A 15,448-nucleotide genomic window follows, 5' to 3' on the forward strand; every position below is an offset into this window, starting at 1 on the left:
CACACCTCCCAGCTGCGCACAGGCGTGCGGATCACCGGTCAGATCCAGCTGGTGAACCACATCCGGGAGCGCCAGTCGTCCATCGGGATCACCTGGCCGGTGTACAGCGGATAGAAGTAGAGGAAGTTCCAGAGCACCGCGAGCACCAGCAGTCCGGCCCCCGCGCCCCCCGCGAGCCGGCGTTCGTAGACCGCCGTGGCCGGCCCGATCATCGCGCCGATCATCATGGTGACCGCCAGGACCAGGAACGGCACGAAGGCCACCGCGTAGAACAGGAAGATGGTCCGGTGCTGGTACTCGAACCAGGGCAGGTACCCCGCGCCCAGCCCGCACAGCACCGCGCCGGCCCGCCAGTCGCGCCGCAGCACCCACCGGTACAGGCAGTACACCAGCGCCACCACGCCGGCCCACCAGAGCACCGGGGTGCCGATCGCGAGCACCTCGGAGGCGCACTCGGTGGCCTTGCAGCCGCTCTGCCCCAGGTGCGGCGACTCGTAGTAGAAGGAGACCGGCCGCCCCAGCACCAGCCAGCTCCACGGGTTGGACTGGTACAGGTGTGGCGTGGAGAGGCCGATGTTGAAGTTGTACATCTGCGAGTGGTAGTGCCAGAGCGCCCGCAGGCTCCCCGGCACCCAGGTCATGTCCACCTGGAAGGGCATCTTGACCTTGCCGAGCAGCGGCAGCGAGACGAACTCGGAGGACAGGCCGTGGCGGCCCACCGCCCAGTCCCGGCCGTAGCCGCCCTTGCCCGGTGCGGAACTGCTGGCCAGCCAGCCGGACCAGGAACCGACGTAGACGACCAGCGAGACCAGCACGATCGAGGCGAAGGCGGGCAGGCCGTCGCGGATCAGGGTGGACCAGTACGGGCGGCGGGCCCCGGCGAGCTTGCGGGCGCCCAGGTCCCAGAAGACGGTCAGCAGGCCGAAGAAGGCCGCCACGTACATCCCGCTCCACTTGGTGGAGCAGCTCAGGCCCACGCAGACGCCGGCGGCCAGCCGGTAGGGGCGCAGGCCCAGTCGCATCCGGTGGGCGAGCGCGGCGTCGGCCAGCGCGCCATCGGGCAGTTCGGTGAGCCGGCGGGCGATCCTGGCCCGGGTGTGGTCGCGGTCGAGCAGCAGGAACCCGAAGGCGGCCAGGATCCAGAACATCACGACCAGGTCGAGCAGCGAGGTGCGGCTCATCACGAAGTGCAGCCCGTCCACCGAGAGCAGCAGGCCGGCCACGCAGCCCAGCAGGGTGGAGCGGAAGAGCCGGCGGGCGATCCGCGCGATCATCAGGATCGAGAGGGTGCCGAGCACCGCGACCATGAACCGCCAGCCGAACGGGTGCATCCCGAAGAGCTGCTCGCCCATCCCGATGATCCACTTGCCGACCGGCGGGTGGACCACGAAGGCGGGGTCGGCCTGGTACGGGATCACCTGGTGCGGCTGGACGATCTGGGTGTTCGCGCTGTCCGGCCAGGAGGTCTCGTAGCCGCCCCGCCAGAGCGCGTAGGCGTCCTTGGCGTAGTACGTCTCGTCGAAGATGATCGCGCCCGGGCTGCCCAGGTTCCAGAACCGCAGCAGGCCGCCGAAGAGTGCCACCGCCAGCGGGCCCAGCCAGCCGGACCAGCGGCAGAGCCAGGTCCACAGGCCCGCGGGCAGCCGGATGCCGGCCCGCAGCAGCAGCGGCGAGGGCGCCACCACGGCCGGGGTCACCCCGGGGCCGTCCGGCATCGGCGGAACGAGACGCTCGGCCACGGGAACCTGGCTCGGCGCCTGGTAGCCGAGCGCGGCCAGCCGGCGCAGCCAGCCGTCGCCCGCCCGGGGCGCCGGTATGCCGGCGGGGTCGAGCCCGCCGGCCTCGCCGCCCAGGTCGGTGCCGCCCGGGGTGTCCGCGATGGTCTCTACCACCGCCGTCTCTGCCGCCGTCTCGCCATTCACCCGCACATCGTAGGGGCGGGGCCGAAAAGCCGGACCCCTCCCTCGTAAGCTGCCCGGTTCGTCACTTTTCTTCTTCGGATTCTGTCTTTGGGGTCCTCCGGTACTCCCTGACAGGATGTGCCCGTGACAGGTGTACTCGTGTTGGCAGGAACCCCCATCGGCGACGTCGCGGACGCTCCGCCCCGGCTGCTCACCGAGCTCGCCTCGGCGGACGTGATCGCGGCCGAGGACACCCGGCGGCTGCGCCGGCTCACCCAGGCGCTCGGCGTCACCCCGGCGGGGCGGGTGCTCTCCTACTTCGAGGGCAACGAGGTGGGCCGCACCCCCGAGCTGGTCGAGGCGCTGACCGGCGGCTCCCGGGTGCTGCTGGTGACCGACGCCGGGATGCCCTCGGTCTCCGACCCCGGCTACCGCCTGGTGGCCGCCGCCGTCGAGGCCGGCATCAAGGTCACCGCCGTGCCGGGGCCCTCCGCCGTGCTCACCGCGCTGGCGCTCTCCGCGCTGCCGGTGGACCGCTTCACCTTCGAGGGCTTCCTGCCGCGCAAGGCCGGCGACCGCTCCCGGGCGCTGGCCGAGATCGCCGCCGAGCCGCGCACCATGGTCTTCTTCGAGGCCCCGCACCGGATCGCCGAGACGCTGTCGGCGATGGCCGACGCCTTCGGCGCCGAGCGGCCCGCCGCCGTCTGCCGCGAGCTGACCAAGACCTACGAGGAGGTCAAGCGCGGCCCGCTCGGCGAGCTGGCCGCCTGGGCCGCCGAGGGGGTGCGCGGCGAGATCACCGTGGTGGTGGCCGGCGCCCCGCCCGCCGCGCCCGCCCAGCTCACCCCGGCCGAGCTGGCCGAGCGGGTGGCCGCCAGGGAGGCGGCCGGCGAGCGCCGCAAGGAGGCGATCGCGGCCGTCGCGCTCGCTCTCGGGCTGCCCAAGCGCGAGGTGTTCGACGCGGTCGTGGCGGTCAAGCACGCTCCGTGATCATCCCTGGTCAAGGCAGCTGAACTGTCCCTCGCCCAAGCAGCCGCAGGCGCGTACGGTGGAGTGATGGGCAGCACCGCGCACGCCGGTGCGCGCGGTCGGCGGCAGCGGTCCGACGGGTCGGGGCGTACGCCCCGCAGCCCCTGAAAAGGTAAAGCGGAGGCCTGCTAAACCCCTGCTGAGCTGGGGTTTCACAGGCTCTTCGTACAGGGATCCCCAAGTCCGGGCCAAGTCTCGGCAAGCCGGGCATCGGGTTCGGGCGCTTGGGCATTCCATCGGATGGAAAGACCCGAACCGGACGAACGTCCGGCGGGCGCTGGGAGACCGCGATGAGCGAGACAATCGGTAGCCCTGTCGGTGGCACTCCGCTGACCGGCCTCACGTCGGCCCCGGAGGAGTCCGGGCGGGCCACCCGCCCCGGACCCGGCGGCATGGCCGCCGCGCACGTGGGCCGACTCCAGCGGGGCGGGGAGATGGTCCAGGAGGCCTACTCCTTCGCCTGCCTCAACTGCGGCTACGGCTGGGAGCAGGCGTACGACATCGAGCACCACCAGGCGAAGGACGGGCACACCGTGGTCCAGTACTACGCCAACGGTGTGCGAGTGCCCTCGCCGCTGCTGCAGCCGACCTGCCCCGGCTGCGGCGGGCACACGGTCCGGATCATGCAGCCAGGGCGGATCCGCACGGCCGAGAGCCTGTGGCACCACTCGCCCGGATTCGCCGCGCACGCCGAGCCCGCCGACCCGCCGCAGCCACAGGAGCTGCGGACCAGGGAGCACTGGTACCAGCTCTGGCTGCCGAAGCCGTAGGGCGCCAAGCCGTAGTGCGCCGCCGGTTGTGCCACGGTCGCTCGGCGCGGGCCCGTCTCGCCGGACGGGCCCGCGCGGCGCGCCGCTAGGCTTCTGGACCATGGCTGCCAAGGACGACCGCTCCACCCCGCCTCCGCCGCCCGCGCCGCTCGCGGTGGCGGTGGCCGATTCGCACACCCACCTGGACATGCAGTCCGGCACCCCGGCCGAGGCGCTCGCCACGGCCGCCTCGGTGGGAGTGACCACGGTGGTCCAGGTCGGCTGCGACCTGCCGGGTTCGCGCTGGGCCGCCGCGCTGGCCGCCGAGTTCGAGCAGGTGCACGCGGCGGTCGCGCTGCACCCCAACGAGGCGCCGCGGCTGGTGCTCGGCGACCCTGACGGCTGGTCAGGTCAGCGGCGCACCCCGGGCGGGTCGAAGGCGCTGGACGAGGCGCTGGCCGAGATCGACCGGCTGGCCGCGCTGCCGCAGGTCAAGGCGGTCGGCGAGACCGGGCTCGACTACTTCCGCACCGGGCCCGAGGGCGTGGACATCCAGCAGGAGTCGTTCCGCCGGCACATCGAGATCGCCAAGCGGCACGGCAAGGCCCTGGTGATCCACGACCGGGACGCGCACCAGGACGTGATCGAGGTGCTGCTGGCCGAGGGCGCCCCGGAGCGGACCGTCTTCCACTGCTACTCCGGCGACGCGGCGATGGCCGAGGTCTGCGCCGAGCACGGCTGGTACCTCTCGTTCGCCGGCCCGGTCACCTTCAAGGCCAACCAGCCCCTGCGCGACGCGCTGGCCGTCACCCCGCTGGACCGGGTGCTGGTGGAGACCGACGCGCCCTTCCTCACCCCGCACCCCTACCGGGGGCGCCCGAACGCGCCGTACCTGATCCCGGTCACGGTGCGCTCGATGGCGCAGACCCTGGGGCTGGCGGAGGAGGAGCTGAGCAGCGCGATCGCGGCGAACACCGCGCGTGCCTTCGGGTACTGAGTACGGCTTGTAGCCTTACCCGGTGAGCACCACCGACCCCACCCCTGACAGTCACCTGCTCGGCGCCTCCGACATCCGGGAGCTGGCCGCCGCCTTCGGGGTCCGCCCGACCAAGCAGCGCGGCCAGAACTTCGTGATCGACGCCAACACCGTGCGCCGGATCGTCCGGGCCGCCGGGGTGACGCCCGAGGACGCCGTGGTGGAGGTCGGCCCCGGGCTCGGCTCGCTCACCCTGGCGCTGCTGGAGGTGGCCGCGCACGTCACCGCCGTCGAGATCGACCCGCTGCTCGCCCAGCACCTGCCGGCCACCGTCGCCGCCCGGATGCCGGACAAGGCGGGCGTCTTCGACCTGGTGCTGAGCGACGCCATGGAGGTCGCCGAGCTGCCGGGCCCCGCGCCCACCGCGCTGGTGGCCAACCTGCCGTACAACGTCGCCGTCCCGGTGCTGCTGCACATGCTGGCCACCTTCCCCAGCATCGAGCGCACCCTGGTGATGGTGCAGTCCGAGGTCGCCGACCGGCTGGCCGCCAAGCCCGGCAACAAGGTCTACGGGGTGCCCTCGGTCAAGGCCAACTGGTACGCCGAGGTCAAGCGGGCCGGCGCGATCGGACGCAACGTCTTCTGGCCCGCGCCCAACGTCGACTCGGGCCTGGTCTCGCTGGTCCGCCGGCAGCCGCCGGTCACCACGGCGACCCGGACCGAGGTCTTCCAGGTGGTGGACGCCGCCTTCGCCCAGCGCCGCAAGACGCTGCGCGCCGCGCTGGCCGGCTGGGCCGGCTCGCCGGCCGCCGCCGAGCAGGCGATCGCCGCCGCCGGCATCGACCACACGCTGCGCGGCGAGATGCTGACGGTCGAGCAGTTCGCCGCCATCGCCGAGCACAAGCCGAAGGGACCGGTGCTGTGACTCCACACTCCGAGGTCGGCGTCCGGGTTCCCGCGAAGGTCAACGTCCAGCTCGGCGTCGGCGGCCTGCGCGGTGACGGCTTCCACGACCTGGCCAACGTCTTCTTCGCGGTCGCGCTGGGCGACGAGGTGACGGCCCGTCAGGGCGTCGGGGTCAGCCTGACCTGCGAAGGGCCGGACGCCGACCAGGTCCCGCTGGACGACACCAACCTGGCCGCCCGCGCCGCCCGCCTGCTGGCCGCGCACCACGGGATCGAGCCGAACGTCGCGCTGCACATCACCAAGGCCATCCCGGTGGCCGGCGGCATGGCCGGCGGCAGCGCCGACGGGGCGGCCGCGCTGGTCGCCTGCGACGCGCTCTGGGGCCTGGGCACCCCGCTGCCCGAACTGCTCGAGCTGGCCGCCGAGCTGGGCTCCGACGTGCCGTTCGCGCTGCTCGGCGGCGCCGCACTCGGCCGTGGCCGGGGCGAGCTGCTGGAGCCGCTGGCGGTCGGCGGCACCTTCCACTGGGTCTTCGCGGTGGCCGACGGCGGCCTCTCCACCCCCGCCGTCTTCCGCGAGTGCGACCGGCTGCGCGAGGCGGCCGGCACCGGCTCGAGCGAGCAGGACGTGCCGACCCCCGACGCCGACCCGGCGCTGCTGGCCGCGCTGGCCGAGGGCGACCCGGTCGCGCTGGCCGCCGCGCTCGCCAACGACCTGCAGGCCGCCGCCCTCACGCTGCGCCCCGCGCTGGCCGACTGCCTGGCGGCGGGCCTGGCGGCCGGGGCGCTCGGCGCGCTGGTCTCCGGGTCCGGACCGACCTGCGCGTTCCTGGTCAAGGACGCCGTGGAGGCCGGCTCGGTCGCCGCGGCGCTGACCGCCTCCGCCAGCTGCCGCACCGCGCACGCCACGTACGGCCCGGTGCCCGGAGCCCGGGTGGTCGCCCGGGCCTGAGGGCGAGGCAGCGCCGACGGGGAGCGCGGGCGCGCCGACTAGGCTGGAGGCTCCAGTCCGTCCATCCCAGGAGCGCAGCACACGTGGCCGTCAACCTCGCCACCATCGAGTCCGTCACGAAGGTCTACGGCACCCGGGCCCTTCTGGACGGGGTCAGCCTCGGCGTCAGCGAGGGGGACCGGATCGGCGTCGTCGGACGCAACGGCGACGGGAAGACCACGCTGATCCGGATGCTCGCCAAGCTGGAGGAGCCCGACACCGGGCGGATCACCCACTCCGGCGGGCTGCGGATGGCCGTGCTCACCCAGCACGACTCGCTCGACCCGAAGGCCACCATCCGGCACGAGGTGATCGCCGACCGGGCCGACCACGAGTGGCTCGGCGACGCCCGGATCCGCGACATCATCCAGGGCCTCTTCGGCGGCCTCGACCTGCCCGGCTTCCCCGACGGCCTGGACACCGTGATCGGCCCGCTCTCCGGTGGCGAGCGGCGCCGGATCGCGCTGGCCAAGCTGCTGCTCGGCGAGCCCGACCTGATCGTGCTGGACGAGCCCACCAACCACCTCGACGTCGAGGGCATCGCCTGGCTGGCCCAGCACCTGCAGAACCGCCGCTCGGCGCTGGTCTGCGTGACCCACGACCGCTGGTTCCTGGACCAGGTCTGCACCCGGATGTGGGATGTGCAGCAGGGCGAGGTCCGCGAGTACGAGGGCGGCTACTCCGACTACGTCTTCGCGCGCGCCGAGCGCTCCCGGATCGAGGCCACCGAGGAGCAGAAGCGGCAGAACCTGGCCCGCAAGGAGCTGGCCTGGCTGCGCCGCGGCGCCCCCGCCCGGACCGCCAAGCCGCGCTACCGGATCGAGGCGGCCAACGCGCTGATCGCCGACGTGCCGGAGCCGCGCGACCGCAGCGAGCTGATGAAGTTCGCCAACGCGCGCCTGGGCCGGACCGTCTTCGAGCTGGAGGACGTCACGGTCAAGGCCGGTGACAAGCTGCTGCTGGAGCACCTGACCTGGAACCTCGGCCCCGGCGACCGGATCGGTCTGCTCGGCGTCAACGGTGCCGGCAAGACCTCGCTGCTGCGCGCCATGCAGGCCGCCTACGCCACGCAGGGCGACGTGCAGCCCGCGTCCGGCGTGGTCAAGGTCGGAAAGACGGTGCGGCTGGCCTACCTCTCCCAGGAGATCGCCGAGCTCGAGCCCACCACCCGGGTGCTGCAGGCCGTCGAGCAGGTGCGCGGCCGGGTCGACCTCGGCAAGGGCCGGGAGATGAGCGCGGGCCAGCTCTGCGAGCAGTTCGGCTTCGGCAAGGACAAGCAGTGGACCCCGGTCGGCGACCTGTCCGGTGGTGAGCGGCGCCGCCTGCAGCTGCTGCGGCTGCTGATGGACGAGCCCAACGTGCTCTTCCTGGACGAGCCGACCAACGACCTGGACATCGAGACGCTCAACCAGCTGGAGGACCTGCTCGACGGCTGGCCCGGCTCGATGATCGTGATCAGCCACGACCGCTTCTTCATCGAGCGCACCACCGACACGGTCCAGGCGCTGCTCGGCGACCGCCGGATGCGGATGCTGCCGAACGGCGTGGACGAGTACCTGGAGCGCCGCGCCGCCGTGGTGGCCGCCGCCGTGCCGGCCGCCGCGGCCATCCCGGTGAAGGCCGTGGGGGACACCCGGGCGGCGAAGAAGGAACTGCAGCGGATCGAGCGCCAGATCGCCAAGCTCGACAAGGAGGAGGCCAAGCTGCACGGTCAGATGGCCGAGCACGCCGCCGACTTCGCCAAGGTCGCCGAGCTGGACGCGCAGCTGCGCAAGGTCCGGGAGGAGAAGGAGGAGCTGGAGCTGAGCTGGATGGAGCTGGCCGAGGACTTCTCCTGACGGTTCCTCAGGTCAGCAACTGCTCCAACTCCCCGGCCGCCTGGGTGAGCGCGCTGCGCGCCGGGTTGTGCGGGCCGGGCGGCCGCTCGGCCCGGCCGTCCGGTGGGCGGTGCGCCCGGGCGGCCGCCGCCAGTTGCTCCAGCGCGGCCAGCACCCGCGCCACCTCCTCGGGTTCGGGGCGTCGACCGCCGTACCGCAGCTGCGCCGCGTAGGCGGCGACCGCGCCGCCGAGCCGCTCGAGCGCCGCCGTCGCGGGCAGCCAGGCCTCGGCCTGCCGCCCGGCCGGCGGCGGCTCGGTCAGCCCGTGCCGCACCTCCTGCCGCGCGTCGGCCAGGGCGCGGTAGGCGGTGCGGCGCAGCCAGACCTGGGACGGGACCTTCGTCTCGAGGTGGTCGTTCGCGGCGGGTCCGATCGTCGGCCCGGCGTCCGTCACCGAGAGCAGGTACGCACCGAGGGTCCCGGTCGCGGCCACGATCCGCGGCTCGATCCGGTGCGGTGCCCGTTCGGGCCACAGCAGGTAGCCGAAGACCAACACGATCACGCTGGCCAGCACCGAGTCCAGCACCCGCGGCCCGACCTCCGCCACCCCGCTCTGGCCGCCCAACTGCACCAGCACCAGCGCCATCGGCGTCATCACCGCCGTGTTCAGCCCGTAGTGCGCGGCCGCCGCGTACGGCAGCAGCGCGACGCAGAGCGCGGCGACCGCGGCCAGCAGCCAGCGCTCGGTGGTCACCGCCAGCAGCGCCGCCGTCAGCGTCACCCCGATCACCGTGCCGACCGCCCGGCTGACCGCCCGCAGGAAGACCGAGCCGAGGTCCGGCTTGAGCACGAAGGCCACCGTCATCGGCACCCAGTAGCCCCGGTTCAGCGGCAGCCCCACCGTCACCGCCTCGGCCACCGCCACGCAGAGCGCGACCCGTGCCCCGTACCGCGCGGCCGCCCGTGAGCGCAGCCGCACCCGCAGTCGCCACGGGTCCGGCGGCGGCGCGACGGCGGCGCGCACTGCGGTTGCCGGGTCGACCGGGCGGTCCGCCACGGCGTCAGCCGCCGTGTGCAGGGCGGCGTCCAGGGCTCGGCGGGCGGGGGTGTCGGGGGACCAGTCGGGGACGGCGGCGCGGGAGTCGGCCGTGCTGCCGGGCTCCGCCGATCGTGCCGGCGCCCGGATGAGCCGGTGGGCGAGCGTCGTCGGTACCGCCGCGACCTCGGGCGGCACCGGGCGCCAGGCCCAGAGCAGCCCGGTGGCCGCCTCGCTCGCCGCCAGCGCGGCCTCGTAGGCCCGGTGCAGTCGCGCGGACTCCTGCTGCCGGTGCCAGTGTCTGGGCCTGGGCCTGGGCCGGTATGGTCGCGCGGCCTCCCGCTGACGGTCCGGCAGCAGGTCCTGCAGCTGGTTCAGCCGGGCCGTCAGCACTCGGCGGGCAGCCGCCCCGTCCGGCGTCCCGAGCGCTGCCAGCAGCTCGCCGAGCGCCTCGTACACCGCCGCCAGTGCCAGCCGTCGCGGATCCGTCGCGGGCCGCAGCTGGTAGCGCAGCCCGAGCAGCAGCACCAGCCCCGCGCCCAGCAGCAGCATCGGCGCCGCCGCCCACCACGGGTGCGGCGCGGCCATGCCGCCGCCCAGCGTGGCCGACACCAGCAGCAGCATCCCCGCCGCCGACCCGCGCGGCCCGGTGGCGCTGAGCGCGCCGGAGCCGAAGCCGACCAGGGTGAGGACCAGGGCGGTGAGCAGCGGCGCGGCGTCGAAGTGTCGCAGCGCCCCGCCGACCGCCATCCCGGCCGCCGAGGCGCCGACCGCCGATCCGATCCGATGCAGCCGCAGCCAGCCCGGCTCCAACCGGTCGCTCAGCGTCGCGTGCATCGCCCCGAGCGCCGCGAACACCCCGAGCCCGAGCTGCCCGCAGGCCAGCCCCGCGAAGAGCGGTACCGCCAGCCCGACGGCGGCGCGCACCATCAGCGCCCACGGCGGCCGCGGCCGCTCGGGCCGGGCCGCCCGGGCCCACCAGGGTGTGCGGTCGGCCGTGCTGCTGCTCATAACGGTCAAAGCTGCCATACCCGCGTATCGCCCCGGTCGGCGGCCCGGTTCCCTGACGAACGCTCAGTTCGGCTGCCGCGTGGCGCGGGTGCCACGTGACAACTCCGTACCAATAACGACCTGATGTCCCAAGGCCCCTGCCATGTCGTCGGACCCGCTCGGTAGGATGTTTCGTGACGGCTACTGTCCGGCCACGGAGCGTTGGTCACGTAGGGGCGCGGGACGGTTGAAGGTGGAGAACGTGTTACGGCACGGCGGCGATGGCCGGTCGTGCACGGGGGAGGTGTATCGCAGTGGTTGAGCTCATGTCGGCAGATGGGGGCGGCGGGGTCGCGCCCGGCTACTACAACGCGCAGGGTGCGAAGAACATCCAGGCGCTGAACGCCCGCGACCTGGTGGCTCAGGTCGGGACCGCTCAGGTCACGGCGGAACTGCACACGCTGCAGGGCTTCAAGTCCCAGGTGGACCAGATGCTCACCCAGCTGGACTCGTCGAACGCCAGCTCGGGCCAGATCGCGCAGCAGACCCTGGAGCAGACTCACCTCGGCTCCGGGTTCCCACAATCGGGCGACCTGTTGGGCGCGTACAACGTCGTGCACAGCAACCTGCAGACGCTGTCGCAGACGCTCTCCGACCAGATCGAGGCGATGAGCATCGCCATCGACATCAACAACCGCGGCTACCAGAACGTCGACGACTCGCAGCGCGCACTCCTGTGGAACATCCGCAACCAGACGGACAGCCAGTACAACAACGGTGTCCAGCAGGGCGGCGTGGTGGCCCCGGTGACCGTTGACACCTCGGCGGCCGGCGGACGCACCGGTGCGGGCGGCACCACGGCCACGCCCGCCTCGAACACCACCTCCACCACTTCGGGGACCAGCACCGGAGGCGTCGGATGAGCCTGTTGGACTGCGTGGGGAACCGAACCGGCACTGGTACTGGCACTGGCACGGGGAGCAACTGATGCCCAACCCATCCGTCGACGACGGCCCGCACGACTGGTTCGCGGCCAAGTCGCACCAGGAACTGCTCGACATGGTCATGAACACGGACACCGGCGTCATCTCGACCCGTGGCGGTGCGCTGCGCGGTGCGTCGAGCACGCTGACCGAGATCAGCGCGCAGCTGAAGACCAACGTCCAGAACCTGGAGTGGACCGGCGCCGCGGCTGACAGCTTCCGTGACTGGGCCGGGAAGCTCAACACGGCGACCAACCAGCTCTCCGACTACGCCGTGGCCGCGGCGCCTCCCCTGGAGGCCGCCGCCACCGCGCTGGGCACGACGAAGGCGATGCCGCCGGTGCCGACCACGGAGCTGGACACGCTCTCGCGCTACGCCAGCCAGGGGCCGCCGCTCAGCCCGCCCGAGCAGGCGCAGCGCAAGATGCTGGATCCGACCTATGTGACGACCCAGGAGGCACAGGCCGCGCAGGCGAAGGTCGACACGGACCACCAGGACGCCGTGGCCGCGATGACCAGCCTGGCGAGCGCGTACGACGAGTCGACGTCGCAGCTGAAGGCGCTGACGCCGCCGCTGTTTCCGCCGACGCCGACTTCGGTGATGGGGCCGCCGCCGCCTGGGCAGAGCGTCGGTGGGGAGCAGGGCGTCAGTTACGGTGGCGGCGGTGGTGGGGGTTCGTCCTACCGCGGTGGCGGCACCTACAAGCCGCCTACCGGGCCCGGCCCGGTGCGCAACGCTCCGGTCCAGCCCGGCCCGCCGCCGCCGGTCCACGGGGGACCGACGCCCCCGCCGATCCAGGCCCCGCCGATCCGGTACCCCGTCCCGCCGCCGGTGACGGGACCGACGCCCCCGCCGATCCAGGCCCCGCCGATCACCAACCCGGTCGTGCCGCCCAGCACCGGTATCGACCACGTCGTCCCGCCGCCGACCCTGCCACCCCAGGGCACCGTCCCTGGCGGACCGCCGCCTCAGGGCGGCCCCGGCGGCGGCAACGTCGGCGGTCCGGGTGGCTTCGGTGGCCTGCCGGGCGGTAGTTACCCCGGCGGTAGTTACCCCGGTGGCAGTTACCCCGGCGGTAGTTACCCCGGCGGTAGCTACCCCGGTGGCAGTTACCCCGGCGGCTCGCGCCCCTACGGCGGTCTCACCGGCACCGGCACACCCAACCTCGACGAAGGCATCTCCGGTGGCGTCGGCGGCCCCGGCGCGGTCTCGGGCCGCAGCCAGCTCGGCGCCAACGCGATCGGCGCCGAGGAGGGCGGGGCCGGCGTCGGCGGCCGTGGTGCGGCGGGCGGCATGGGCGGCGGCGGTGGCGGCTTCGGCGGTGGTCGTGGCGGTGTCGGTGGCGGTCGTGGTGGCGTCGGCGGTGGCATCGGCCGCAACCGTGGCCTGGTCTCGGCTGAGGGCGGCGAGGTCGGCGGCAGCCGCGGACCGGGCGCCGAAGGCGAGTTCACCCCGGGCGGCAGCGGCCTTCGGGCCCGTGCCGCTGCCAGTGCCGAGGGTGAGGGCGGTGCGGCCGGTCACAGCGGCATGATGCCCGGTGGCATGGGCCAGGCCGGCAAGCGCAAGAAGGACCGCCGCAACCGCGCCGACTACCTCGTCGAGGACGAGGAGACGTGGGTGGGCGGTACCCCGGGCAGCAACCCGGACGTGATTGGGTAAGGATCGGACGTCTGCCCGGCCACTGGGTCAGTCCCGGTGGCCGGGCAGTTCTGTTCAGCCGTTCGGCAACCATGGCGATGAGGAGAACGTGATGCGGCGATCTGGCACGGGGGTGCGGCGGGTCGCCGCGCTGCTGGCACTGACGACGTGTTTGGCGGGTGGGTTCGCTTCGGCGGCCCAGGGAGCTGACACGCCGCGAGGTGATGAGTGGCACCTGGACGCGTTGCACATGCCCGAGGTCTGGAAGACCAGTACCGGCGCCGGCGTTACCGTCGCGCTGATCGACAGCGGGGTCAAGGCCGACCTCCCGGACCTTGTCGGCCAGGTTCTCCCTGGAAAGGACCTCAGCGGCCTACCGGGTGGGGTCAACGTGGACCCGGTCGGTCACGGGACGGCCCTGGCCAGCATGATCGCGGCTTCTGGCAAGAGCTTCAACGGTATGGGAGCAACCGGCCTGGCTCCCGGGGCCAAGGTGCTGCCAATCAAGATCAACACGAACGACATCCCGAGTACAGCTATCGGCCCGTCCGCTTCGCTCAAGCAGATGGACGATGGGATCGACTATGCGGTCGATCAAGGCGCCAAGGTAATCAACATCTCGCAGGCCATTGCGGCTGACTCGCTGACGCCGTCCGATATTGCCGCGCTCCAGAAGGCAGTTGACTACGCCATCGGGAAGGGGGTCCTGATCGTCGCGGGGGCAGGCAACAGTGCCCAAGCTGGAAATCCCCTGATGTACCCATCGGCAGCCGCAGGCGTCGCAGCCATCGCTGCGTTCGACCAGACCGGGACGAACACGGCCGAGTCGGAGTTCGGGCCGCAGATCGCGCTTGCCGCCCCGGGTATCGACATCTACGGTGCCTGCACGGACCCCACCGGTTACTGCAAGGGCCATGGCACCTCCGACGCCACCGCGCTCACCGCTGCCGCTGCGGCCATCCTCTGGCAGGTCCACCCCAGTTGGACCGGTAACCAGATCCTCCGCGTCATGATCAACACGGCCAATAAGCCCACCGACGGGAGCAACCACTCCCCGTACATCGGCTTCGGCAACATCAGCCCCCGCAACTCCATTCACTACACCGGCGACCCCGGCCCGGCCGACGTGAACCCGCTGATCGCCGCCGGCATCGACGTCAAGCCGTCCGCCCCGGCCTCGGCCCCTGGCGCCGCCTCCTCGGGTGCCGCCGCCAACCCGAGCGCCCCGGCCGCCGGCAGCAAGTCGGCCCCGGCGAGCACCACGACCGCCGTCGCCAAGTCCTCCAGCAGCAGCCTGCCGCTCATCATCGGTGGCGTGGTCGTCGTCCTCGTCGTGGCCGGCGTGGTGGTCTTCCTGGTCCGCCGCAAGCGCTCCACCCCGCCGCCGCCCCCCGCCGCCCCGGACGGCTACCCGACGTACCAGCAGCCCCCGGGCTACGGCACCCCCCAGCCGCCGGCCTTCGGCCCCGGCTCCGGCTCCGGCCAGCCGGTCTACCCGCCGCAGCCGGCGCCGGGCAACCCGTACCAGCAGGCGCCGCCGTCCGGCCCGTCCAACCCGCCGCAGGGCTGAGTCGCCGACAAACCGGCCTGCGTGGATCTCGCCACCAAGTAGCGGATGCCCGCCCCGATACGGGGCGGGCATCCGCTACTTGGTGGCTTTCAGTGCTGCACCCGACTTCGGGTTAGGCCGTCACCGGTGGGGTCGACCGAGCGTCTGGCGGCGCTGCACGTGGGGCAGGTTGACGGTCCGTCGCTGGTGGCGGAGTTGCGCGAGGCGTTGTTGCTGGCGCCGACCGGGAGCGGTGAGCTGCTGGCTGCGGATGCGGCCGGGGTGCGCTGGTTGTACGCGTTCACCGACGAGCCCGCGCTGGCGCGGTTCGCGTCCGCGCGCGGCCTGGATGGCGAGGTGGACTACCTGACGGTGTACGGCTCGCGGCTGCTGGGATGTGGCGGTGGTGGCCCGGTGACGTGGGTGTCAATGCGGGGCGGATTCGGGTCCTGGATCTGCGCGTGACCAAAGCACCCGCCGACGACGCACAGGCAACTCCGGCGCGCGTGCGCGAATTGCTCAGTTGGACCAGAACGGGTCGTCAGTGGTCGGCAGGATGTCCGGGTTGCCGTTGGCGAGGGTGGGCTGTGGGGGCTCGGGGCCGAAGGGGACGGGGGTGAGGGGGATGGGGGTGACGGCGGCGGTGATGGTGATGTTGCCGGGGTAGCCGACCCGAAGGTTGAGCGCGGCTCCGTCGGACGCCCTGGCGTAGATGGCAGGCATGCGCGCGTCCGCGTTCACGCTCTCGATCGTGTAGCCGCGCTCCTTCCAGTGGCGTTCCACCAGACCGAGCAGGGCGCCGTACTTCGCGGACGAGACCTTGGTCATGACGTAGCGATCGAGGGCTACGTTGGCCGTTCCGCTTGGCGCGTCGTTCTCAGTG

Annotated in this window: 13 protein-coding genes; 10 read left to right on the plus strand and 3 right to left on the minus strand. The window is 72.9% G+C overall.

What is annotated here, in order from left to right; genetic code table 11:
• Positions 1–38: 38 nt before the first annotated feature.
• Positions 39–1,922: a dolichyl-phosphate-mannose--protein mannosyltransferase gene (locus ABH937_RS12845; RefSeq protein ID WP_280689562.1), complete on the minus strand. Its 1,884-nt coding sequence runs from the start codon at positions 1,920–1,922 to the stop codon at positions 39–41.
• Positions 1,923–2,045: 123 nt separating this feature from the next.
• On the opposite strand from ABH937_RS12845, the gene rsmI reads away from it, so the two are divergent.
• From rsmI to ABH937_RS12875, 6 genes are all read left to right on the plus strand, one after another.
• A complete protein-coding gene (gene rsmI / locus ABH937_RS12850) occupies positions 2,046–2,891 on the plus strand; it encodes a 16S rRNA (cytidine(1402)-2'-O)-methyltransferase (protein WP_280689561.1) in 846 nt (281 codons plus the stop codon).
• Positions 2,892–3,220: 329 nt separating this feature from the next.
• Positions 3,221–3,700 carry a hypothetical protein gene (locus ABH937_RS12855; protein WP_280689560.1) on the plus strand — a complete coding sequence of 160 codons (480 nt, stop codon included), beginning with the start codon at positions 3,221–3,223 and terminating at the stop codon, positions 3,698–3,700.
• A gap of 100 nt (positions 3,701–3,800) precedes the next feature.
• Positions 3,801–4,676, plus strand: coding sequence for a TatD family hydrolase (locus ABH937_RS12860; protein WP_280689559.1), 876 nt, complete (start codon positions 3,801–3,803; stop codon positions 4,674–4,676).
• A gap of 22 nt (positions 4,677–4,698) precedes the next feature.
• On the plus strand, positions 4,699–5,580 hold the full coding sequence (rsmA, locus tag ABH937_RS12865) for a 16S rRNA (adenine(1518)-N(6)/adenine(1519)-N(6))-dimethyltransferase RsmA (RefSeq protein ID WP_370218250.1): 882 nt from the start codon (positions 4,699–4,701) through the stop codon (positions 5,578–5,580).
• Complete coding sequence (locus ABH937_RS12870; RefSeq protein WP_280689557.1) at positions 5,577–6,512, plus strand: 4-(cytidine 5'-diphospho)-2-C-methyl-D-erythritol kinase; 936 nt, start codon at positions 5,577–5,579, stop codon at positions 6,510–6,512. Before rsmA ends, ABH937_RS12870 begins: the two co-directional genes overlap by 4 nt.
• Positions 6,513–6,595: 83 nt before the next feature.
• Positions 6,596–8,389, plus strand: coding sequence for an ABC-F family ATP-binding cassette domain-containing protein (locus ABH937_RS12875; RefSeq protein WP_280689556.1), 1,794 nt, complete (start codon positions 6,596–6,598; stop codon positions 8,387–8,389).
• A gap of 7 nt (positions 8,390–8,396) precedes the next feature.
• Here the strand turns inward: ABH937_RS12875 and ABH937_RS12880 are convergent, their stop codons facing one another.
• Positions 8,397–10,415 carry an FUSC family protein gene (locus ABH937_RS12880; RefSeq protein ID WP_280689555.1) on the minus strand — a complete coding sequence of 673 codons (2,019 nt, stop codon included), beginning with the start codon at positions 10,413–10,415 and terminating at the stop codon, positions 8,397–8,399.
• Between the two features lie 305 nt (positions 10,416–10,720).
• Here ABH937_RS12880 and ABH937_RS12885 point away from each other — a divergent pair, with 305 nt between their 5' ends.
• The 4 genes from ABH937_RS12885 (at position 10,721) to ABH937_RS12900 (ending at position 15,030) form a co-directional block, all read left to right on the plus strand.
• Positions 10,721–11,317, plus strand: a complete 597-nt coding sequence (locus ABH937_RS12885) for a hypothetical protein (protein ID WP_280689554.1) — start codon at positions 10,721–10,723, stop codon at positions 11,315–11,317.
• Between the two features lie 64 nt (positions 11,318–11,381).
• Positions 11,382–13,037 (plus strand): WXG100 family type VII secretion target, encoded by a 1,656-nt coding sequence (locus tag ABH937_RS12890; RefSeq protein WP_370218252.1) that lies wholly within the window; start codon positions 11,382–11,384, stop codon positions 13,035–13,037.
• 91 nt (positions 13,038–13,128) lie between these two features.
• A complete protein-coding gene (locus ABH937_RS12895) occupies positions 13,129–14,586 on the plus strand; it encodes a S8 family serine peptidase (protein WP_370218253.1) in 1,458 nt (485 codons plus the stop codon).
• A 126-nt stretch (positions 14,587–14,712) separates the two neighbouring features.
• On the plus strand, positions 14,713–15,030 hold the full coding sequence (locus ABH937_RS12900; RefSeq protein WP_280687979.1) for a hypothetical protein: 318 nt from the start codon (positions 14,713–14,715) through the stop codon (positions 15,028–15,030).
• 54 nt (positions 15,031–15,084) lie between these two features.
• On the opposite strand, the gene ABH937_RS12905 is transcribed toward ABH937_RS12900, so the two are convergent.
• Positions 15,085–15,393, minus strand: coding sequence for a hypothetical protein (locus tag ABH937_RS12905; RefSeq protein ID WP_280687977.1), 309 nt, complete (start codon positions 15,391–15,393; stop codon positions 15,085–15,087).
• Positions 15,394–15,448 lie beyond the last annotated feature (55 nt).

This window comes from Kitasatospora sp. GAS1066B, from assembly GCF_041262605.1.
Classification (GTDB): Bacteria; Actinomycetota; Actinomycetes; order Streptomycetales; family Streptomycetaceae; genus Kitasatospora.

Coding starts and splice junctions, on each gene's coding strand:
- ABH937_RS12905 (WP_280687977.1), bottom strand. CDS start 15,393: ATGACCAAGGTCTCGTCCGCGAAGTACGGCGCCCTGCTCGGTCTGGTG.
- ABH937_RS12895 (WP_370218253.1), top strand. CDS start 13,129: ATGCGGCGATCTGGCACGGGGGTGCGGCGGGTCGCCGCGCTGCTGGCA.
- ABH937_RS12860 (WP_280689559.1), top strand. CDS start 3,801: ATGGCTGCCAAGGACGACCGCTCCACCCCGCCTCCGCCGCCCGCGCCG.
- ABH937_RS12855 (WP_280689560.1), top strand. CDS start 3,221: ATGAGCGAGACAATCGGTAGCCCTGTCGGTGGCACTCCGCTGACCGGC.
- ABH937_RS12880 (WP_280689555.1), bottom strand. CDS start 10,415: ATGAGCAGCAGCACGGCCGACCGCACACCCTGGTGGGCCCGGGCGGCC.
- ABH937_RS12890 (WP_370218252.1), top strand. CDS start 11,382: ATGCCCAACCCATCCGTCGACGACGGCCCGCACGACTGGTTCGCGGCC.
- ABH937_RS12885 (WP_280689554.1), top strand. CDS start 10,721: ATGTCGGCAGATGGGGGCGGCGGGGTCGCGCCCGGCTACTACAACGCG.